The following is a 19,849-nucleotide window of genomic DNA, read 5'->3' as shown; positions in this document are numbered from 1 at the left end:
CCGTCAGCTTAGGAAAAAACCTATAGCTCGCAAAGATACAGCTGAGTCTCAATATGTCAGGCAACTGCTAGGCTCAGCGTGGCCGGGGCTAGACGGCTTGTAACGCTATATAACAAAAAAGAATATAACTTTTGTTTTAACAACTAACGGTACGGGTTAGGGTGTTGCACCTTTTGACTATTCGATGGAGAGCGACCTTGCCTCTGCGTAGCACTTTCACGCGTTTCTTTCAGTTGGAAGCTGCCAGCGGTCTGTTATTGATCGCTGCAGCCATCCTCGCGCTGATTATCAACAACTCACCACTGTCGTGGCTGTACACCGGCCTGCTCGACACCCCGGTGGTGGCGCAGATCGGTGCGTTGAAAATCGCCAAGCCCCTGCTGCTGTGGATCAACGATGGCCTGATGGCGATGTTCTTCCTGCTCATCGGTCTGGAGGTCAAACGCGAGGTGCTCGACGGCCAGCTGTCCAAGCCTTCGCAGATTGTCCTCCCTGGTGCAGCGGCCATCGGCGGCATGCTGGTGCCGGCGCTGATCTACTGGTTCCTCAACCGCGACAACCCCGCCGCCCTGAGCGGCTGGGCGATCCCGACCGCCACCGACATCGCCTTCGCCCTCGGCGTGCTGGCCCTGCTCGGCAAGCGCGTGCCGGTATCGCTGAAGCTGTTCCTGATGACGCTGGCGATCATCGATGACCTCGGTGCCATCGTGATCATCGCGATTTTCTACTCCGGCGAATTGTCGACCCTGTCCCTGGGCCTGGCAGCGGCCTGCATTGCCGCACTGGTGGCGATGAACCGGCTCGGCGTGGTCAAGCTCGGGCCGTACATGATCATCGGCCTGATCCTCTGGGTCTGTGTACTCAAGAGCGGCGTCCATGCCACGCTGGCCGGCGTGACCCTGGCCTTCTGCATTCCGCTGCGCACGAAAAACGCCGAACCGTCGCCACTGCTGACCCTCGAACACGCGCTGCATCCATGGGTCGCCTACGGCATTCTGCCGCTGTTCGCCTTCGCCAACGCCGGCCTGTCGCTGAGCGGCGTCACCGTCGAGAGCTTCACCCACGACGTACCGATGGGCATCGCCATTGGCCTGCTGCTGGGCAAAACCATCGGCGTCTTCGGCCTGACCTGGCTGGCGGTCAAGATCGGCATCGCCGCCCTGCCCCAAGGCGCTAACTGGGGCCAGATCCTCGGCGTGGCAATCCTCTGCGGCATCGGCTTCACCATGAGCCTGTTCGTCGGTTCGCTGGCCTTCGAACCGGGCGTGAGTGATTACGCCGGCATGGACCGAATGGGCATTCTTACCGGCTCGATTCTCGCGGCGGTGATTGGGTATGCGGTGACGGCGGTGGCGAGTCGCAGGAACTCTCAACTGAAATGACCCCTTGTGGCGAGGGAGCTTGCTCCCGCTGGACTGCGTAGCAGGCCCATTTATTGGGGGCGCTTCGCACCCCAGCGGGAGCAAGCTCGCTCGCCACAGATTCCCCGCTCTCAGTTACACGGCGAACAATCCCCACGTCTTTAGCGACGCGTCCTACAGCCACAATTTCCCCGTTTCGATAACGTCATGCAGCCCCTTTCCAAGGGCTGTCGATGATGAACGAAGGGACGATCAGTGGCGCGGAACAAGGACATCCCCCGGGTGCAGAACCCACCGGCGGGCGACGGGCATCACGTTACCTGGCGTTATATGACGGCCGCCGAACTGGCCGAGCGCGAAGCCGGGCAAAACGCTTACGACGCGATGTTGGCGCGGCAGGAGGCTTTCGAGCGTAGCCGTGAAGTGGCTGCGAAAAAACCTGAAGCCGTGCGTGCCGGATGCGTGTTTGCCAAGTCCTGCAAGTGTGGTTGTGTCCTTGGTCGGGCAACTACCCGCAAACAGGGGAACAAACGAAACCAGCCGATTCAACCAGGAGGGTTGAAAAATGAAACACGTAGTAGAGGTCTTTGATCGAAAGACTGAGAATTTACTCAGAACGGTCGAAATCGAGGCATGCCATAAGGAAGCATTGAAGGAGTTGATGAACTGGCATAAGCCTGAAGATGAATTTGATGGCGATGATCTGACTGAAGAACAAATCAAAACATTGGAGAAATGGACGGGACAAAAACTGCTGGACGTGAATCACATCGTTCAACTGGTTTGCGTCGAATGATTTATGGCTACTGCCTACCGAATCACCCCAAAAAAACCCCGACCAGTCACCTGATCGGGGTTTTCTTTGACCTGCCTCGCGCTTAGTGCGAAACGCGGCTGGTCCCGCCAACGGTCGAAATACGCACCCGCTCACCAACGCGGAACACTTCATTTTCCTGAACCTGCTGCACGTAGGCGCGCATGCTGCCGTCGTCTTCGCGGACGGTAATTTCCACGCCCTGGGTGCGGGTCAGGCCTTCTTCGGTGGCGGAACCGATGAGGCCGCCAGCCACGGCGCCGATGACTGCAGCGACGATGCTGCCCTTGCCGCCGCCGATGGCGCTGCCGCCCACGCCGCCGACCACCGCGCCTGCTGCGCCACCGATCGGGGTTTTGGTGCCTTCGATTTTCACCGGTCGCAGGGATTCGATGGTGCCCATGCGAATCGTCTGCACGCGACGCGCTTCGTCACGGGAGTAGGAGTCACCGGTCAGGCTCGATTGGCAGCCGGTCAGCAACATCGCCATCGTGGAAAAGGAAGCAACCAGCAGAACAGACTTACGCATAGCATCAACTCCAAAAGAACATTGTGTTCATTAAACTCCGTGGCTCGGCGCCTGTCACGACACCATCCGGATAAATTGGCTTCCATTCAGGCTGGGTACAGATGCCTGCGAGCGTCCACTTAAAGTAGCGCTAAATCACCGATCCTGCGCCGCCACTCTTTATCCCGCTCGGTAGACTGCTCAAGGTGCCAGGCGTTCAAGAATCCAGTCGGCGCCCTGGACGCGGTAGTTGAGGCGATCGTGCAGGCGGCTGGGACGGCCCTGCCAGAACTCGATGCGCTCGGGGAGCAAGCGGTAACCGCCCCAATGTTCCGGGCAGTGCGGCTGGGTGTCGCTGAAGCGTTGCTCGGTGGCCTTGAGCAAGTCTTCCAGCTCGCCACGGCCGTTGATGACCCGGCTCTGCGGCGATGCCCAGGCACCGAGACGGCTGCCCAGCGGACGCACCTGATAATACGCATCGGACTCTTGTGGCGTAACTTTCACCACGCGACCTTCGATGCGCACCTGACGTTCCAGGGTTGGCCAGAAGAACGTCATGGCGGCGAACGGGTTGGCCGCCAGGTGCTGGCCCTTGGCGCTGTCGTAGTTGGTGAAAAAGGTGAAGCCCTGCGCGTCCAGGCCCTTGAGCAGCAGAATGCGGCAATGCGGACGTCCAGCCGCATCGACCGTGGCCAGGGTCATGGCGTTGGCTTCCACCGGCGCCTGCTCGGTTTTCACCGCGTCGGCAAACCACTGGTGGAACAGCGCAAACGGCTCGACCGGTGCTTGCGCCTCGGTCAAGCCATCCCGGGTGTAATCACGACGCATATCGGCCAGAGACTGGGTCATGGCGCATTCCTTTTCGTTAGCGGATTACTTCTTGGCGGCGTCGGTCGCGGCGACTTTCTTGTCGGTCGTCGCGGCTTTGGCTGGTGCTGTCTTCTTCGCCGGAGTCTTGGCCGGGGCCTTTTTCGCTGGAGCCTTGGCGGCGGCTTTCTTGGCTGGGGCCTTCTTGGTCGCAGGGACAGCGGCTTTCTTCGTTGCAGGCGCTGGAGTGGCCGGTTTCGCCGCTGGCTTGACGTCTTGCGCAGCCACCAGGGTCACTGGCTTCGGTGCTGGCATGTTGTATTTGCTCAGCAGCGCAACCATGGTGTTTTGCGGGGTCACCAGCAATTCGACACGGCGGTTCAGCGCACGCCCTTCCACGCTGTCGTTAGCCGCGCGCGGCGCTTCGGAACCCATGCCACGCAGCATCAGGCGATCACGCTGCAAGCCGCTGAGGCGGAAGATCGCCGCCACCGATTGCGCACGTTCCTGACTGAGTTTGATGTTGGCCGGCGCGGCACCGCTGGTGTCGCTGTGACCGAGCACCAGCACGGCGGTCTTCGGGTCAGCTTCGAGGATTTTCGCGACGCGGGTGAACGGGCCGAGGGTGACCGGCAACAGCATGGCCGGACGGTCCGGGTTGAACGAGCCTTCGACCGGCGCCGTCACCACCAGTACGTTGTCGCGACGTTCGAGTTGCAGGTTGCTGTCCTTCACCGCCGCACGCAGACGCGGCTCGTAATCGTCGAGCCAGGCCTGCGTGACTTTCGGATCCGGCATCGGCACGGCTTTGGCGGTTGGCTGATCCTTGCCGCCGAACGGCCACCACCATTTGCCATTGGACTCGGCTTCGGCTTTGGCCACCTCGACCGGCTTGGCTTCAGGTTTGACCTCGGCTTTCAAATCAGCCTTGACCGCTTCATCGCTGGAACCGAACGGCCAGTACCACGGGTTGCTGCTCTCGGCCTTGGCGACGGGCGCGGTCGCTGCAGGTTTCAATGGGGCCGGGGCCGGTGCAGGCTCCTTGGCGGCGACTTTGTCGGTAGAACCGAACGGCCACCAACTGCCGCCGTCCGCATCGTTTTTCGGGGTCTGTGCGCAACCGGTGATCGCTACACACAGGGCCAGGGCGAGGGTCTTTTTAGCTGACATTGAAAATCCACAAAATGAAGTAATGAAAAACCAGAGCACTTTCGCCCGGATAAACAGCCGTTTTGAATCGAAAATCCCTTCGAGGTTCCGACCCTGGAACCTCTGTTGAAGCTTTACAGACAAGCGGCAAGCACCCGCGCCAGCTTTTGCGCACGCGGATCCATCAAAACGTATGGCCCCAAGGTATTTGTCACGAAACCGAACGCGACATCATGCTCAGGATCAGCAAAACCAATGGAGCCGCCCGCGCCCGGATGGCCGAACGCACGCGGACCGAGGCCGTAGGTAGCGTTGGCCACGTCCGGTTGGTCGAGCATGCAACCGAGGCCGAAACGGGTGCGGGTCAGCAAAGTCTTGTCGTCGCCGAGGCTGTGCTCGCGGGTCAGCTCTTCGAGCATCTCGCTTTCGAGCAGGCTGCCGTCGAGCAGGCCCGCGTAGAACCCGGCGAGGCTGCGCGCGTTACCGTGGCCGTTGGCCGCCGGTTGCTGCATGCGTCGCCATTCCGGCTTGTTGGTGCTGGTCAGCACTGACGGCGGATTGGTGAAGGCACGGGTGGTCATGGCAGTCGGTTCGCGCATGGTCACTTGCAGCAGGCGCTGAGCCGCGGCGTCGCCGGCGTTGCCCTTGCCACGGGCGATGTGCGCGACGCGATGAAATTCTGCGTCGGCCAGGCCCACATGGAAATCCAGGCCCAACGGTTTGGCCACCCGAGCGACAATCGATTCGCCCGGCCCACGACCGTCAGCGCGGCGCAGCAATTCGCCGACCAACCAGCCGTAAGTGATCGCGGCATAACCGTGACCGGTGCCCGGCGTCCACCACGGTGCTTCGGCCGCGAGGGCGTCGACCATGGTTTGCCAGTCGTAAAGGGCTTCAGGGGCGAGCAGTTCGCGCAGGGCCGGCAGGCCGGCCTGATGGCAAAGTAATTGGCGCAGGGTGACAGATTCTTTGCCGGCGGCGGCGAATTCCGGCCAGTAGCGGGCAACCGGGGCGTCGAGTTGCAACTTGCCTTCAGCCACCAGTTGCAGCGCGGTAACGGCGGTAAAGGTCTTGGTGCACGAGAACAGGTTGGCGATGGTGTCGCTGTGCCAGGCCTCGGTGCCGTCCTTGTCGGCGGTACCGGACCAGAGGTCAAGGACGGTTTCTCCGCCGACCTTTATGCACAAGGCTGCGCCGCGTTCCTGGGGATCGTCGAACAGTGCCGCGAAAGCTTCGCGCACCGCTTCGAATTGAAGCTCGTAATGACCCTGAATCTGCACCCGCAACTCCCCCGCGCAAACGCTCTACAAAGTGGCCCGCATTGTTCCAGCCCTTGAGGGATTTGGGAACAGGCGCGGGCCAGACGGTTATTTCAGATATTTCGGTGAGGCGGCTGAAGTCTTCGCGAGCAGGCTCGCTCCCACAGGGGATCTCTAATGCTACCGAGACCCGTGTGGGAGCGGGCTTGCTCGCGAAGAACGATAATGCGGTTCAAAGCCTAGTGGCCATTTCCCGAATGCCCACCGGCATGGCCTGCGCAGGCGTTTTTACCTGCCTCGCCTTTTCGTCCGCCTTCAGCCTCATGCACCGTCGCTTTCTGCGCCTCCTTGCCCAGTTGCTCAAGCGCTTGCAGATTGCTTTTGCGCACCGTCTCGACAAAACCCTGATACGGCAGGTCCGTCACGCCGACCAGTCCAAAATGGCCGTTCTCGCCATCGAGCAAACGCCCGGTCACCGGTTGGTCGAGATACTGGAACCAGTGCACGCCGACTATCGACGGTTCACTCAAGGCCTGTTTGAGGAAATTGGCATAGGCCGGGCCACGATCCTCTTCCCTGGAAAGTTGCGTAGGACCGCCCCAGAACGGGCCGCGATCGGTCGAGCCAAAGTTGAACTCGCTGATCAGCACCGGTTTATTCAGGGCCTTCAGCGCTGCGAAGTCATAACCGTCCTGGGGTTTCAGCGTGTACATATTGAAGCTCAGCACATCGCAATACTGTGCGCAGGAGGCCACCGCTTCCGGGGTGCTGACGGCAAAGCGGCCACCGAGCAGCAACTGGTTCGGTGCGTGCCATTTCAGCGCGTCGGAAATCGTTTTGAAATAGGTGTCGGCGAAAACCTTTTGGAAGTATTTGAAGTCAGCCTCGATTTCCGGGTGCTCCGGGTTCGGCAGCGGTGGCTCGAAGCCCGGGTCTTCCATGAGTTCCCATGCCGGTACGTCTACCCCCCACGCCTTCGACAACCCGGCCTGATTGCGGTACTTGTCCCGCAACTGCTTGAGAAACGCGCGCTTGGCCGGCACATCGGTGGTCATTTTCAGCGTGCCGTAGGCCAGTGCGTAGCGCGACTTCGCGTCGTCGCCGGGGCCGGCCCAGGCCAGTTCGTTGTCGGCGTAGTAGCCGATCAGCCACGGATCATCGCGGTGATCGCGTGCCGCAATCGCCACGGCGCGTTCGGTGGCCATGGCAAAACGCGGATCGAACGGATCAGGCATGGCGCCCCACCAATCGTTGCCGGTGCTGATGCTGGTGTAGTCGCCGACAATCGACAGCGGCATGGTGTACGGCACGCGTTCGGCGTCAGCCAGCGACGGCGCGCTCCAGTTGCCGACAGTATTGAAACCCCAGGCCTGCAGGCGATCGAGGGTGTGGGTAGTCCACCGCGTTTCATCAAACGTGGCCTTGCACGCAACGGCATTCTCGGCGGACGCTTGCACCGCGTCTGCCTGCGCTGCTTCGGCAATACCCGGCTTCGGCTCGGCAGGCACCGCTACCGATTCAGCCGCCTGATCCAAACCGGTTTCAGACGCGCCCGCCTTCGCCGCTTCGGCAATACCGGCCTTGTGGTCGCTGTCAGGTTTGCACGGTTCGCCGTACAGGCGTTGCAGGTTGGCGCCATAGAAGTCATACCAGCGACCGCTGCCGTAGCCACGGCCCTGATCGGCACCGTTGCCGCCACGGTTGTCACCTTCGCCAAACTGCACGGCCAGCGGCTCGCCTTGCCTGGGCAGGGACTCGAACATGTATTCGCGCCCGGCCACGTAGGTCTGGTTGACCTGCGGGCTGACGGTGTTGACGCCCAGCGAGTAAAACGGGTGGCCTTCAGGGGTCACCAGATACCAACGGCCATCGCGCTTTTCCGTGCGGAAGAACCCGCTGGCCTTGAACGCCGGGCCTTTGCTCCAGCCACCGAACGTGTCCAGCGATGACTTGTCGCGCTCGGCCAGCCAAGTGTTCAGTTGTCGCTGTTCTTTGCTGGCGGCGGATTTCAGCTGTTCGTCATTGCTGATCTTTTCCGGCCATTGGCCACGGGTCGATTGCCCGTAAGCGTCGACCAGATTGCCGTACACCGCCTGCGTGACCGATCCGCCGTCCTGCACGCCGAAACGCTCAAGCAGCAGGCTTTGCGCGACCTTCGGCTGATCCATCGACAGGCTGACCGAGACCACCTGGCTGCGGTCGATTTCGCCCGTGCTGCTGGCCAGCAGGATCCGCTGGCCATCGACGGTCATCGGCATTGGCGGGCCGGCCTTCATGCCCTGACTCAGCGGCGTCGAGGCCACCAGTGGCACCAGCAAGGTTTGCGCGGGGCCGGCCGGCAGATCGACGCGGCTGACCAAGGTGCGGCCATCGTTGCTCTGGATCTGCACATAGACCGTCACCGCCCAGTTCATTGCACTCTGCAAACGCAGGGTCATCATGCCGGACTGCGACCAGTCCCACGCGCCGGTCTGCGGCGTCAGACGCAAGGCCGGGCGGGCGGCCGGATTGAAGATCACGCGGCGCAGCACTTCGCCTTCGGGGGTCTGTTCGGCATTGGCTTGCGGCAGATCGGCGTTTTCAGTCGCGACTTTGACCACATCGGCAGGACGGACAAAATTGAACAGCGTCTGCTGGCCGGCAGGCGCCGCGAGCAACGGCGCAGCAAAGATCAGGGCAAATACGGCAGGCAACGAACGGCGGATCATAAGAACGGAGTTCTCCCTGACGACCAACAAAGGCCAATGGAAAAGCGATGGTAGAGAGATAGACAGCGCGGCGGGCCAAACGGCCCACCGGTGCCTCAGGATATTTCACGACGGAAAGGCGGCAATGCGTTGAGGATCGCCTTGCCGTAGCGCTGGGTGACCAGACGTCGATCGAGCAAGGTGATGGTGCCGCGGTCTTCTTCGGTACGCAGCAGACGGCCGCAGGCCTGGACCAGTTTCAGCGAGGCATCGGGCACGGAGATTTCCATGAACGGATTGCCGCCACGGGCTTCGATCCACTCCGACAACGCAGCTTCGACCGGATCGTCCGGCACCGAGAACGGGATCTTGGCGATGACCACGTGTTCGCAGTAAGCCCCCGGCAAGTCGACGCCTTCGGCGAAACTGGCCAGGCCGAACAGCACGCTGGAATCACCGCCATCGACCCGCGCCTTGTGCTTGTTCAGGGTTTCCTGTTTCGACAGGTTGCCTTGAATGAACACTTGCTTGCGCCAGTCACGGTCGAGGCCGTCGAACACGTCCTGCATTTGCTTGCGCGAGGAGAACAGCACCAGCGTGCCGCGCGAACCTTCGACCAGATCGGGCAGCTCCCGGATAATCGCCGCCGTGTGGGCGGCCGCATCGCGCGGGTCGGCCTTCAGATCCGGCACGCGCAACACACCGGCATCGGCGTGATGGAACGGGCTGGGCACCACCGCCGTGACGGCTTTTTTCGGCAGGCCGGCGCGCATGCGGAAACGGTCGAACGTGCCTAGCGCCGTCAGCGTCGCCGAAGTCACCAGACAACCGTAAGCGACGTTCCACAAGCTGCGGCGCAAGGTTTCCGCCGCCAGAATCGGACTGGCATTGACTTCGATGTCGAACAGCGAACCGCTTTCCGCCAGGGTCAGCCAACGCGCCATCGGCGGGCTGTCTTCCGGGTCTTCGGCGGTAAATGCGGTCCACAGTTCCCAGTTGCCGGAGGCACGCGACAACAGGCTGCCGAACAGTGGATACCATTCTTCGGCCTGATTGCTGGCGATGCCGATGTTGACCTCGCCGTCCATGCCTTCCTTGAGCAGGTCGGTCAGACGCGTGAACAGATCGTTGAGGCGCGAATAGCCTTTTTTCAGCTCGATGCCCATCTCGCGCATATGTTCGGGAATCACCCCACCCACGAAGCGATGGCGCGGGCGCTCGCGCCCCTCGACGTCTTCACCGGGCTTGAAATCGGCGATCTGCTCGCAGGCGCTGAACATGAACTGCTGCTGGGTCTTGATCTCTCGCGCCAGCTCCGGCACCTGCTCGATCAACTTGCCGAGATCGCCGGGCAACGGATGCTGGGCCAGCAGTTTGGTGAGGTTCTTGGCGGTGGTTTCCAGCCAGTCGGCGGTGGAACGCAGGCGCGTGTAATGGGCGAAATGGCCGATGGCCTTGTCCGGCAGATGGTGACCTTCGTCGAACACGTAGATGGTGTCGCGCGGGTCCGGCAGCACCGCACCGCCGCCCAAGGCCAGGTCAGCGAGGACCATGTCGTGGTTAGTCACGATCACGTCAACCTTGCCCATGCCTTCGCGGGCCTTGTAGAAGGCGCACTGGCCGAAGTTCGGGCAATGGCGGTTGGTGCACTGGCTGTGATCGGTGGTCAGGCGCGCCCAATCGGCGTCCTCCAGCGCGTTCGGCCAACTGTCGCGGTCACCGTCCCACTTATTGCCGGCGAGTTTCTCGATCATGCTGGTGAACAGCTTCTGACTGGCTTCATCCACCTCGATCTTGAAGCCTTCTTCTTCGAACAGCTGCGCGGTGGCCGTCTGCGCGTGGCCTTCCTGCAGCAGCATGTCGAGTTTGGACAGGCACATGTAGCGGCCACGCCCCTTGGCCAGGGCAAAGCTGAAATTCAGCCCGCTGTTGCGCATCAGGTCGGGCAAATCCTTGTAGACGATCTGTTCTTGCAGGGCCACGGTCGCGGTGGCAATCACCAGACGCTTGCCCGCCAGCTTCGCCGTGGGGATCGCCGCCAGGCTGTAGGCGACAGTCTTGCCGGTACCGGTGCCGGCCTCCACCGCGACTATCGCCGGGTCGCCACTGCGCCGGCCTTCGTCGTCGGTGTCGATATCCCCGAGGACTTTGGCGATCTCGGCGATCATCAGGCGCTGGCCGTAACGCGGTTTGAGGCTCTTGGCCTCTAGAAAACGCGAATAGGCGCCCTGGATCGTGGTTTTGAGTTCAGTGCTGATCATTGAGTGTCGGGCGCTAAAAACGCTGGATAAATTTTCAGTAGTTTGGTTCGGCGGCTATCATACCCCGCGAATCGATCCTGCGCAGAACGGAGTAACCCAATGACACCTTTTAGCCTCGTTTATCCCCTGCATGTCCTCGCCGCGCTGGTCTGGGTCGGCGGCATGTTTTTCGCCTGGATGGTCTTGCGCCCTGCGGCTGTGAAGGCCCTCGACGGCCCCGCTCGCCTGACCTTGTGGGTGGAAGTGTTTCAAGGTTTTTTCCGCTGGGTCTGGGTCGCGGTGATTCTGCTTCCGATCAGTGGCGTGGGCATGCTGCATCTGCAGCAGGTCGGGTTCGAAACCGCACCGAAGTACGTGCAAGTGATGATCGGCTTGTATGTGGTGATGACCGCGCTGTTTATCCGCATTCAGGGGCTGATGTTGCCGGAACTGCGCAAAGCGGTGGACGCGAAGGACTGGCCGGCGGGCGCGGCAGTGCTGGGTCGGATACGGCGGGTGGTGGGGCTTAATTTGCTTGTCGGGTTGGTGCTGGTGGCAGTGGCTGCGGCTCGGCCCATGTTCTGAACCGCACTCTTGCTCTGCTGTGAACACAGTTGTGGCGAGGGGATTCATCCCCGCTGGGCTGCGTAGCGGCCCCGCTCTTCAATTTAAAAGCGGGACTGCTGCGCAGCCCAGCGGGGATAAATCCCCTCGCCACAGAATTTCACTCACCAAAGATCTCCACTCACCAGAGCATTTTACTGTTCAGAGAGCGGGTCGCAGTTTTAGAGGCGTTGCACGCTAACAGAACCCGCCGCGCCCACCGGCCCGGGCTGGCCGTCCGCCCCCGCCTTGCCGTTCTTGCCGCCATCGGCGCGGTACACCAGGCAGCCCTTGGACTTGCCACCCTTGCCAGCCTTGCCGCCCACACCCGCGGGGCCACCGGCACCGCCGGCGACATTGACCTTGATCAGATCCGCCGGAAAATCGCGAGGTATTTCAAGGCGTACCAGTGCGCCCGGAGCGCCCGGTTGCCCGTCGCTGCCGTCACCGCCATCGGCACCGTGACCGGCCGAACCATACGTGCAGCCCGGATCTTCGCCGTTGCCACCGTCAAGCCCGACGAAACCCGGCGCACCGGTGCCGCCCCGCGCGTCGATCGACAGCAACGGCGCGTTCAGCGCCTTGAATTGCAAATTCAGGTTGCGTCCGGCACGCGCGGCTTTTTCATAGGTGCCCGGTGCCCCTCGGGCGGTGATCTGGCTGCCATCGCTCAATTCGGCACGCTTGACTCTCACCTCCAGCGCCTGTTCAGCCGGAACAATGGCGATACGCGCCTCATGGCCCAGACGCAGTTCATCGACGTTCAGTTCCGTCACGTTCGAGGGGATCAGCAGAGTGCCGTAATCGGCGACCTCCAGCTTCTCCAACTGCAAGGTGCTGGCCGTGTTGGGCAGGCGCATCAAGGAATTGGTTTCAACGCTGACGACCTGAGCACAGGCCAGGGGGCTGATGAATGCAGCGAGCAAGCAGAGTTTACGCATGGGAAGAAGCCTGCGGAGCGGCCGGGGCCGGGAGGGTTTGCAAATGGAAAACGCCGAACAGCAGGATGCGGCCACGGTCGCGCCAGGGATGGGGGCGGCCCTTGAGGCTGCGATTGCACAGCAGCACTTCGAGCACATGGATCAGCAACAACAGACCACCGGCCAGATTGACCAGCAGGTGCAGCGGATGGACAAACGGCACCAGTTGATTGACCAGCACCACGCCGCAGAACAGCAGGGTCAGTAAACGGCCCAGCCCCCAAAACAGTTTCATACGCGCCCCCGTGTTGCGAATTATTCTTTGCGCGCACAGTAACGGCTTCTGCGGGGGATAAGCCAGAGGGGAAAACGAAAAATCTGCAAATGCCGGCCAAACGGCTGCCGGGTCGACGATATCTCCCCGGCAGCTCTAGCCTGCGGACTACAGACCCGTCCTAACGATTGATATGGAGTTCCACGCGGCGATTTTGCGCGCGTCCTTCGTCAGACGCGTTATCGGCCACCGGTTCGCTTTCACCGCGACCTTCGCTGGTCAGTTTGTCCGGCGCCAGGCCCTGACTGAGCAGATAAGCCGCCACGCTGCTCGCGCGACGCTCCGACAACGCCTGGTTGTAGGCATCCGAACCTTTGCTGTCGGTATGGCCAATCACTTTGATGCTGACCACATCGGCATTGCGCAGCTTGTCCATCAGGGTGTCGAGCTGCGCTTTCGCCGCTGGCGTCAGGTCAGACTTGTCGAAATCGAACAGAACGTTGCCCGCATCGCTCAAAGTGATCACTTCACTTTGCGGTGCTGGCTCGGCCGGTTTCTCAGCGACCGGATATTGCGGCAACGGGCAACCGCGGTGATCGACTTCGGTATTTTCCGGCGTATCCGGGCAACGGTCGCGGCGATCGAACACGCCGTCGCTGTCTTCATCGCCATCCTGGGCGTAACAGATCAATCCGCCGGTGACGATGCCCAGCGCTGCGCCGCCGCCGGCCCAGCCCGCACTTTCGATAGCGCCAAGCCCGCCGCCGACCAGTCCGCCCAACAGACTGCAGATCGGCCATGTACGTTGATTGAGGGGTGCAGTGCCATCGCTGTGCGTGGCGCAACCGGTAAGCAAGCTGCCAAGCAGCAGCACCGGCAAGACGGACCTTGCGAAAACAGTCATGGTGAAAGCTCCTGTGTCACCGGCCCATACCGGTTACACAGGAGTAAAGACCCGCATCCGCGACTGCACAAGCCGCGGACGCGAGAGGTTTCAACGGACGATTTTGATTTCGGTACGACGGTTCTGTGCGCGGCCGTCGGCAGACTTGTTATCCGCCACCGGCTGGCTTTCACCCAGGCCCGACACCGAAACGAAGCTGGCACGCGGCACACCTTGCTGGATCAGGTATTCCACCACCGAATGCGCGCGACGATCCGACAGTTTCTGGTTGTAGGCATCGCTGCCCACGCTGTCGGTATGACCGGTCACGGTCAATTGCGCAGTGGAAGATTCCTGCTTCAGGCGCGTGGCGACCTTGTCGAGCACTTGCTTGTCGGGACCGGTCAGGGTGGCTTTGTCGAACTGGAAGTGCACATCACGGATGACAATCGTCTCTTCCTTGACCACTACCGCTTCTTCAACCACTGGCGCAGGCGTCGGCGGTGGGCAGCCGTCGGCATCGACCTGCACACCCTTAGGCGTGCCCGGGCACTTGTCGCGACTGTCCGGCACACCATCGCCGTCTTCGTCGCCATCGCCATGCACCCAGCAATAGGCCGCTGCCGTACCGCCGACCAGCAACGCACCGTAGCCGGCCCACGCCGCACTTTCCGTCGCGCCGAGACCGGCACCGACCACACCGCCGACCGCCGCACAGGTCGGCCAGTCGGTTTTCTGCAAACCTGCGCAACCAGTCAACACACTGGTTAGCAGAACCAAGGGTAATGCTGTCCGAACTATGCTCATCTAGTTTTCTCCTGAGGGATCGGCTTAAAACCGATTCAGGGAGTAAAGACCGGAGTTTTAATCTCCGCCAGCAATAGGCCAGCGCTGTTTGCGACCGTGTTCACAGGCGTTTGCCTCTTTTAATGAAAAACCACGCTAGCGGACGCTTTGCCGGCGCAGTCTGGCAGGCTAGTCTTGGCGGTCTGACTGAGGAGCTTCGATGAACGTCGCCATTTCTTCACGCACGCCGCAACAGGCGTTGGCCGCTTTGCTGGACCGCTACGCCCCGGCTCGACTGTTATTGATCGGCGCCAGTGAATTCCCGGCCCTGAGCGCGTTCAAGGACGCGCACCCAAACAGCGTGGTTGCCCACGCCACGCCCGGTGCGTTGCCCACCGAACTGGCGGCGCAGCGCTTCGACCTCGCACTGGTGGTCGATTGCCTGGAACATTTACCCAAGCGCGACGGCCTGAATCTGTTGGGCGGTATTCGTAATCTCAACGCCAGCCGCATCGCCGTGCTGGCTGACCTGGCGGCCAGTGGCTGGCAGGAGACCGACTTCTATTCGCTGGCGCTGCAAGCGAGCGAGCGCTTTCAACGCGACGACCAGATGCTGACCCTGTTCACCTACGATCTGCTTGACTACAAACAAGTCCCCGACTGGCTCAACTCGCGGTTCTGGGCCAATCCGGAAAACTTCGGGAAATACTGGTGGTAATGCAATGAGTACAGCCATTTGCCCGTGCGGCAGCGGCAATCTGCTGGAGGCCTGCTGCGGCCACTATCACGAAGGCCATCCGGCGCCTTGCGCCGAAGCCTTGATGCGTTCGCGCTACAGCGCTTATGTGCTGGGGCTGATCGATTATCTGGTGGCGACCACCCTGCCCGCCCAACAGGCCGGTTTGAACAAGCAGTCGATCAGCGACTGGAGCGCGCAAAGTACCTGGCTGGGCCTTGAGGTGGAAGGTTCGGAGGTCTTCGGCGGCCAGCCGGAACACGCCTTTGTCACCTTCACCGCGCGCTGGCACGACAGCCAGGGCGAGCACAGTCATCGCGAGCGTTCTTCGTTCGTGCAGAACGCCGGGCGCTGGTATTTCATCGACCCGACAGTGCCGGTGAAGTTGGGGCGCAATGACAGTTGCCTTTGCGGCAGCGGACAAAAGTTCAAGAAGTGCTGCGCAGGTTACTTCGGCGTTTAAAGGACAAGATCAAAAGATCGCAGCCTGCGGCAGCTCCTACACAGCATTTGCGTTCCCTCTGTAGGAGCTGCCGAAGGCTGCGATCTTTTAGCGTCTAGACTGGCAACAAAGGGAGTACAACCATGCTTGGTCGTCGACGCACATTCCATCTTTTGTTCCTCATGCTGATCCTCAACCTCGGCGGCTGTGCCTCGTGGTCCAGTGATGACAGCGTCGAGCCCGCCGTGCATCTGGTGAACGTCGAAGTGGTGCGCGCCAAGCTGCTCGAGCAGAAATTCATCCTGCACTTTCGCCTCGATAACCCCAACGACAGCGACCTGACCGTGCGCGGGCTGGAATACCGCATTCATCTGGCTGATATCCTGTTGGCCGAGGGCGAGCATGAACACTGGTTTACCGTCGGACCGAAGCGCAGCGCCTATTTCAAGGTGCCGATTCGCACCAACCTGTGGCCGAAGGTCAAAGACGTGGTGAAAATGCTGAAAAACCCCAATCAGCAAATTCCCTATCGATTGCAGGGGGAGATGGAAACCGGTTTATTCATCGCCCACTACGTGCACCTTGAGCGCAATGGCGTGATAATCCCCGCCGATTTAATTCCGGAGCAACACCGATGACTCAACAACCTCATGTCCATGGCCCTGATTGCAACCACGATCATGACCATCATCACGACCATGACCACGGCCATGTGCACGGCCCGAACTGCGGCCATGCCCACCAGGAACCGGTGCGCAACGCCCTGAAAGACGTCGGCCGCAACGACCCTTGCCCGTGCGGCAACGGCAAGAAATTCAAGAAGTGCCACGGCGCTTGATGCCTTGGGCGAAGATCTTCTTCGCCTGACAGGCCGCCTTCGCGAGCAGGCTCGCTCCCACATGACAACCGCGTTCCTTCAGTTGAAATGCGATCCCCTGTAGGAGTGAGCCTGCTCGCGATGAGGCCGGCACATTCAAAATTGATGTCGTCTGTATAAACGCTATCGCGAGCAGGCTCACTCCTACAGGGACCGCGTTCCTTCTGACGAAACGCGGTCCGATGTGGGAGCGAGCCTGCTCGCGAAGAGGCAGGCACATTCACCAAGAACATTCAGCCCGCCGCCAGAATCCGTGCACAATCGACCACCGTCGCATACTCCCCATGCAGATTCCCCAGCGACATTGCGTGCACCTCTTCAGCGGTACGCGGTGTGCCGAAATAATCGGCCTTGTCGAAGGTGAAACACGCATCCTCCGCCACCCACGCGTCGAACCCGAGATTGCCCGCGGTACGCGCCGTCGATTCCACCGAATTGTTTGTGGCCACACCGACGATCACCACTTGCCCGATCCCCGCTTCGCGCAACCGCCCTTCCAGACGCGTCGCACAAAATGCATCTGGCACGGCTTTCTGGATCAGCCATTCGCCGTCCTGCGGCATAAACCGCGGCTGAAAGTCCACCCCGGACTGCTCTGGCCAAAACACTGAATCCGCCGAGCGCGATAAATGCTGCACATGAATCACTGGTCGCCCTGTCCGGCGCCACAGCGCCAACAGTTCCAGCATGTTTTCTTCAGCGTGAGGGTTATTCCGACGGCCCAGGCGCGGATGCAGAATGCCCTTCTGCTGGTCGATGATGATCAGTGCGGCGCTTGCCTGCAGTTCCATGGCGATTTTTCTCATGCAAGGTCTTGGGGTTTTCCGTAGTTCAACATCTCAGCTTTCCCACAGGCAACTGCAAAGCCTCTGACCGATCAGCCGACAACTGCACAAATAACCACTCGCCCCGCTTGCGCAGCCCTCGCCCGCTCACTAACGTAGCGGCTTTATTGCGCCCCCAGCCTTATACCCCCGCAGGAGCTTCGCCATGGCCTCGCCAGCCCTTACACATTTTCTTCCCCGGTTCGGCGTTGCCGCAGCAGTGGCCGGTGTTTTGGGCCTGTCCGGGTGCCAGACCTGGAACGCTCAGGACAGCCTGCCACCGACCGCCGGCGTGCAACCGCTCAAGGGTCTGGCGCAGAACGTGTCGGTGCGACGCAATGCCATGGGCATGCCGTTGATCGAAAGCAACAGTTTCCATGACGCGCTGTTCAGTCTCGGCTACGTCCACGCCAGCGACCGCATCAACCAGATGGTCACCCTGCGGCTGTTGGCGCAGGGCCGACTGGCGGAGATGTCCGGCGCCTCGATGCTCGATGCCGACCGTTACATGCGCGCCGTCAACCTGAAGAAAAGCGCCGGCGAGCTGTACAAGGCGTCGTCGCCACGGCTCAAGCGCTTTTTCGAAGTCTATGCGCGGGGCGTCAATGCCTACCTGTTCCGCTACGCCGACAAGTTGCCCGGCGACCTCGCGGCCAGCGGTTACAAGCCGGAGTACTGGAAGCCGGAAGATTCGGCGCTGATTTTCGCCCTGCTGAACTTCAGCCAGTCGGCCAACCTGCCGGAGGAAATTGCCTCGCTGGTGCTGGCGCAAACCGTGACCAGCGACAAACTCGCCTGGCTGTCGCCGTCCGCACCGGACGAAAATCTGCCACTGGCCGAGGCCGACAAACTGCAAGGCGTCAAGCTCAACGGGCAAATCCCCGGCTTGAACGAGCTGAGCAACGCCAGCCAACAACTGTCGGCGCTGAACCTGCTCGGCACGCCGACTGCGAACAACTGGGCGATCGCCCCACAACGCAGCCGCAGCGGCAAGAGCCTGCTGGCCAGCGACGCCCATGGGCCGCTGGCCGCGCCGTCGCTGTGGAGCTTCGTGCAGATCCGCGCACCGAAATATCAGGCGGCGGGCGTGACGATTGCCGGTTTGCCGATGGTCCTCGGCGGCTTCAACGGTAAAGTCGCCTGGAGCATGAGCAGCGTACTCGGTGATAACCAGGACCTGTTTCTGGAAAAAATCCGTCGTCAGGGCAGCAGCCTGACCTACGAGGTCAACGGCAAATGGCAGCCGCTGGGCGTGCGCAACGAAACCTATTTCGTCAAAGGCCAGCGGCCGATTCGCGAAGCGGTGTACGAAACTCGCCATGGCGCGCTGCTCAACAGTGCGCAGGCAGCGGCGCAAGGCAGCGGTTTCGGCCTGGCCCTGCAGATGCCGAGTTTCACCGATGACAAAACCCTCGACGCGTTCTTCGACCTGACACGCGCGCAAAACGTCGAGCGTGCTTCCGACGCGAGCCGCGAGATCCGCGCCATCACGCTGAACCTGGTGTTCGCCGATGCGAGCAATATCGGCTGGCAAGTCACCGGACGTTTCCCCAACCGCCGCGAAGGCGAAGGCCTGCTGCCCTCGCCGGGCTGGGACGGTCGTTACGATTGGGACGGCTACGCCGACCCGATGCTGCACCCCTACGATCAGGACCCGGCCCAAGGCTGGCTCGGCACGGCCAACCAGCGCGTCATCCCGGACGGTTACGGCATGCAGCTGTCGAAATCCTGGGCGGCACCGGAGCGTGGCGAACGCCTGGCCGAACTGGCCGGCAGCGGCAAGCATGACAGCCGCAGCGTCATCGCGATGCAGTACGACCAGACCACTACTTTCGCCGCCAAGCTGAAAAAAGTCTTCGAAGCTCCAGGCATGAAGCAGCCGCTGAAACAGGCGATCGATAGCCTGCCGGAAGCCGAGCGCAGCAAGGCCCGCGAAGCCTTCACCCGCTTGATGGCGTTCGATGGCAAGCTCAGCCCGACCTCGGCGGATGCGGCGCTTTATGAATTATTTCTGCAGGAAAGCATGAAGCAGATCTTCCTCGACGAACTGGGACCTGAGTCCAGCCCGGCGTGGAAAGCCTTTATCGCCAGCGGCGATCTGTCTTATGCGGCGCAGGCCGATCATCTGCTTGGCCGCGAGGACAGTCCGTTCTGGGACGACGTTCGCACGCCGCAGAAGGAAGACAAAAGCGTGATTCTGGCCCGCAGCCTGGCGGCGGCGATCACCGCAGGTGACAGTCAATTGGGCGGCGATCACCGCGCCTGGCAATGGGGCAAATTGCACAGCTACGCCTGGAAAAACAGCAGTGGCCAGACTGTGCGCGGGCCGCTGGCAGCGGGTGGCGATCACACCACGCTGAACGCCTCGGCGTTTGCCTGGGGTCAGGATTTCGCCACAACGCGGGCGCCGTCGATGCGTTTTATCGTCGACTTCGGCCAGAGCGAACCGCTGATGGCGCAGAACGGTACGGGGCAATCGGGCAATCCGCTGAGTCCGAATTATCTGAACGGGATCGATGCCTGGCTGAAGGGGCAGTACATCGGTCTGCCGATGCAGCCGCAGAACTTTGATCGGGTGTATGGCAAGACACGCTTGACGCTGACCCCCGGCAAGTAAATGCAGTTCCCCCTGTGGGAGCGAGCCTGCTCGCGAAGACGGAGGCACAGTCAGAATTGAGG

Annotated in this window: 19 protein-coding genes and 1 pseudogene; 9 read left to right on the top strand and 11 right to left on the bottom strand. The window is 61.5% G+C overall.

Annotated elements, in window-relative coordinates:
• The first annotated feature begins 197 nt into the window (after positions 1-197).
• The 3 genes and pseudogenes from nhaA to HU755_RS22635 all read left to right on the top strand — a co-directional run bounded on the left by nhaA (position 198) and on the right by HU755_RS22635 (position 2,157).
• Positions 198-1,382, top strand: a complete 1,185-nt coding sequence (gene nhaA / locus HU755_RS22645; protein ID WP_186636702.1) for a Na+/H+ antiporter NhaA — start codon at positions 198-200, stop codon at positions 1,380-1,382.
• A 234-nt stretch (positions 1,383-1,616) separates the two neighbouring features.
• Positions 1,617-1,844, top strand: a pseudogene (locus tag HU755_RS22640) (toxin); the annotation flags it as partial.
• 82 nt (positions 1,845-1,926) lie between these two features.
• A complete protein-coding gene (locus HU755_RS22635) occupies positions 1,927-2,157 on the top strand; it encodes a hypothetical protein (RefSeq protein ID WP_186636699.1) in 231 nt (76 codons plus the stop codon).
• An 82-nt stretch (positions 2,158-2,239) separates the two neighbouring features.
• On the opposite strand, the gene HU755_RS22630 is transcribed toward HU755_RS22635, so the two are convergent.
• The 6 genes from HU755_RS22630 to dinG form a co-directional block, all read right to left on the bottom strand.
• Entirely contained in the window at positions 2,240-2,704 is a 465-nt protein-coding gene (locus HU755_RS22630) for a glycine zipper 2TM domain-containing protein (protein ID WP_007969461.1), read from the bottom strand.
• A gap of 180 nt (positions 2,705-2,884) precedes the next feature.
• Positions 2,885-3,532 (bottom strand): pyridoxamine 5'-phosphate oxidase, encoded by a 648-nt coding sequence (gene pdxH / locus HU755_RS22625; protein ID WP_186636696.1) that lies wholly within the window; start codon positions 3,530-3,532, stop codon positions 2,885-2,887.
• A gap of 24 nt (positions 3,533-3,556) precedes the next feature.
• Complete coding sequence (locus HU755_RS22620) at positions 3,557-4,660, bottom strand: OmpA family protein (RefSeq protein WP_186636693.1); 1,104 nt, start codon at positions 4,658-4,660, stop codon at positions 3,557-3,559.
• A 113-nt stretch (positions 4,661-4,773) separates the two neighbouring features.
• Positions 4,774-5,919, bottom strand: coding sequence for a serine hydrolase (locus tag HU755_RS22615; protein WP_186636690.1), 1,146 nt, complete (start codon positions 5,917-5,919; stop codon positions 4,774-4,776).
• Between the two features lie 218 nt (positions 5,920-6,137).
• On the bottom strand, positions 6,138-8,606 hold the full coding sequence (locus HU755_RS22610; protein ID WP_186636687.1) for a beta-galactosidase: 2,469 nt from the start codon (positions 8,604-8,606) through the stop codon (positions 6,138-6,140).
• A 95-nt stretch (positions 8,607-8,701) separates the two neighbouring features.
• Complete coding sequence (gene dinG / locus HU755_RS22605) at positions 8,702-10,846, bottom strand: ATP-dependent DNA helicase DinG (RefSeq protein ID WP_186552024.1); 2,145 nt, start codon at positions 10,844-10,846, stop codon at positions 8,702-8,704.
• Positions 10,847-10,945: 99 nt separating this feature from the next.
• Between dinG and HU755_RS22600 the strand changes: the two genes are divergently transcribed.
• On the top strand, positions 10,946-11,410 hold the full coding sequence (locus HU755_RS22600) for a DUF2269 family protein (RefSeq protein ID WP_186552025.1): 465 nt from the start codon (positions 10,946-10,948) through the stop codon (positions 11,408-11,410).
• 200 nt (positions 11,411-11,610) lie between these two features.
• Here HU755_RS22600 and HU755_RS22595 read toward each other — a convergent pair whose 3' ends face one another.
• The 4 genes from HU755_RS22595 to HU755_RS22580 all read right to left on the bottom strand — a co-directional run bounded on the left by HU755_RS22595 (position 11,611) and on the right by HU755_RS22580 (position 14,312).
• A complete protein-coding gene (locus HU755_RS22595) occupies positions 11,611-12,369 on the bottom strand; it encodes a collagen-like protein (protein ID WP_186621161.1) in 759 nt (252 codons plus the stop codon).
• Positions 12,362-12,643, bottom strand: coding sequence for a DUF1145 domain-containing protein (locus HU755_RS22590; RefSeq protein ID WP_186552027.1), 282 nt, complete (start codon positions 12,641-12,643; stop codon positions 12,362-12,364). Before HU755_RS22590 ends, HU755_RS22595 begins: the two co-directional genes overlap by 8 nt.
• 160 nt (positions 12,644-12,803) lie before the next feature.
• A complete protein-coding gene (locus HU755_RS22585) occupies positions 12,804-13,526 on the bottom strand; it encodes an OmpA family protein (RefSeq protein ID WP_186621163.1) in 723 nt (240 codons plus the stop codon).
• Positions 13,527-13,616: 90 nt separating this feature from the next.
• Positions 13,617-14,312: an OmpA family protein gene (locus HU755_RS22580; protein WP_186552029.1), complete on the bottom strand. Its 696-nt coding sequence runs from the start codon at positions 14,310-14,312 to the stop codon at positions 13,617-13,619.
• 199 nt (positions 14,313-14,511) lie between these two features.
• Here HU755_RS22580 and HU755_RS22575 point away from each other — a divergent pair, with 199 nt between their 5' ends.
• The 4 genes from HU755_RS22575 (at position 14,512) to HU755_RS22560 (ending at position 16,307) form a co-directional block, all read left to right on the top strand.
• Complete coding sequence (locus tag HU755_RS22575) at positions 14,512-15,009, top strand: DUF6231 family protein (protein WP_186636685.1); 498 nt, start codon at positions 14,512-14,514, stop codon at positions 15,007-15,009.
• Between the two features lie 4 nt (positions 15,010-15,013).
• A complete protein-coding gene (locus HU755_RS22570; protein WP_186621168.1) occupies positions 15,014-15,490 on the top strand; it encodes a YchJ family protein in 477 nt (158 codons plus the stop codon).
• 122 nt (positions 15,491-15,612) lie between these two features.
• The gene (locus HU755_RS22565; protein ID WP_186636684.1) at positions 15,613-16,107 is read left to right on the top strand and encodes an LEA type 2 family protein; all 495 of its coding nucleotides are present in this window, start codon (positions 15,613-15,615) and stop codon (positions 16,105-16,107) included.
• The gene (locus HU755_RS22560) at positions 16,104-16,307 is read left to right on the top strand and encodes an SEC-C metal-binding domain-containing protein (protein WP_003198420.1); all 204 of its coding nucleotides are present in this window, start codon (positions 16,104-16,106) and stop codon (positions 16,305-16,307) included. Before HU755_RS22565 ends, HU755_RS22560 begins: the two co-directional genes overlap by 4 nt.
• Positions 16,308-16,579: 272 nt before the next feature.
• Here HU755_RS22560 and HU755_RS22555 read toward each other — a convergent pair whose 3' ends face one another.
• Positions 16,580-17,137 carry a cysteine hydrolase family protein gene (locus HU755_RS22555; RefSeq protein ID WP_186552426.1) on the bottom strand — a complete coding sequence of 186 codons (558 nt, stop codon included), beginning with the start codon at positions 17,135-17,137 and terminating at the stop codon, positions 16,580-16,582.
• A gap of 199 nt (positions 17,138-17,336) precedes the next feature.
• Between HU755_RS22555 and HU755_RS22550 the strand changes: the two genes are divergently transcribed.
• Positions 17,337-19,787: a penicillin acylase family protein gene (locus HU755_RS22550; protein ID WP_186636683.1), complete on the top strand. Its 2,451-nt coding sequence runs from the start codon at positions 17,337-17,339 to the stop codon at positions 19,785-19,787.
• Positions 19,788-19,849: the final 62 nt, after the last annotated feature.

Source organism: Pseudomonas sp. SWRI111 (assembly GCF_014268555.1).
GTDB lineage: Bacteria > Pseudomonadota > Gammaproteobacteria > Pseudomonadales > Pseudomonadaceae > Aquipseudomonas > Aquipseudomonas hamedanensis.
This window is presented reverse-complemented; position numbering and strand designations above follow the sequence as displayed.

Bases quoted from the DNA above. Each gene is read 5' to 3' on its own strand.
- HU755_RS22635 (WP_186636699.1), top strand. From the start codon at position 1,927: ATGAAACACGTAGTAGAGGTCTTTGATCGAAAGACTGAGAATTTACTC.
- HU755_RS22630 (WP_007969461.1), bottom strand. From the start codon at position 2,704: ATGCGTAAGTCTGTTCTGCTGGTTGCTTCCTTTTCCACGATGGCGATG.
- pdxH (WP_186636696.1), bottom strand. From the start codon at position 3,532: ATGACCCAGTCTCTGGCCGATATGCGTCGTGATTACACCCGGGATGGC.
- HU755_RS22620 (WP_186636693.1), bottom strand. From the start codon at position 4,660: ATGTCAGCTAAAAAGACCCTCGCCCTGGCCCTGTGTGTAGCGATCACC.
- HU755_RS22610 (WP_186636687.1), bottom strand. From the start codon at position 8,606: ATGATCCGCCGTTCGTTGCCTGCCGTATTTGCCCTGATCTTTGCTGCG.
- dinG (WP_186552024.1), bottom strand. From the start codon at position 10,846: ATGATCAGCACTGAACTCAAAACCACGATCCAGGGCGCCTATTCGCGT.
- HU755_RS22600 (WP_186552025.1), top strand. From the start codon at position 10,946: ATGACACCTTTTAGCCTCGTTTATCCCCTGCATGTCCTCGCCGCGCTG.
- HU755_RS22595 (WP_186621161.1), bottom strand. From the start codon at position 12,369: ATGCGTAAACTCTGCTTGCTCGCTGCATTCATCAGCCCCCTGGCCTGT.
- HU755_RS22590 (WP_186552027.1), bottom strand. From the start codon at position 12,643: ATGAAACTGTTTTGGGGGCTGGGCCGTTTACTGACCCTGCTGTTCTGC.
- HU755_RS22585 (WP_186621163.1), bottom strand. From the start codon at position 13,526: ATGACTGTTTTCGCAAGGTCCGTCTTGCCGGTGCTGCTGCTTGGCAGC.
- HU755_RS22580 (WP_186552029.1), bottom strand. From the start codon at position 14,312: ATGAGCATAGTTCGGACAGCATTACCCTTGGTTCTGCTAACCAGTGTG.
- HU755_RS22575 (WP_186636685.1), top strand. From the start codon at position 14,512: ATGAACGTCGCCATTTCTTCACGCACGCCGCAACAGGCGTTGGCCGCT.
- HU755_RS22570 (WP_186621168.1), top strand. From the start codon at position 15,014: ATGAGTACAGCCATTTGCCCGTGCGGCAGCGGCAATCTGCTGGAGGCC.
- HU755_RS22565 (WP_186636684.1), top strand. From the start codon at position 15,613: ATGCTTGGTCGTCGACGCACATTCCATCTTTTGTTCCTCATGCTGATC.
- HU755_RS22560 (WP_003198420.1), top strand. From the start codon at position 16,104: ATGACTCAACAACCTCATGTCCATGGCCCTGATTGCAACCACGATCAT.
- HU755_RS22555 (WP_186552426.1), bottom strand. From the start codon at position 17,137: ATGGAACTGCAGGCAAGCGCCGCACTGATCATCATCGACCAGCAGAAG.
- HU755_RS22550 (WP_186636683.1), top strand. From the start codon at position 17,337: ATGGCCTCGCCAGCCCTTACACATTTTCTTCCCCGGTTCGGCGTTGCC.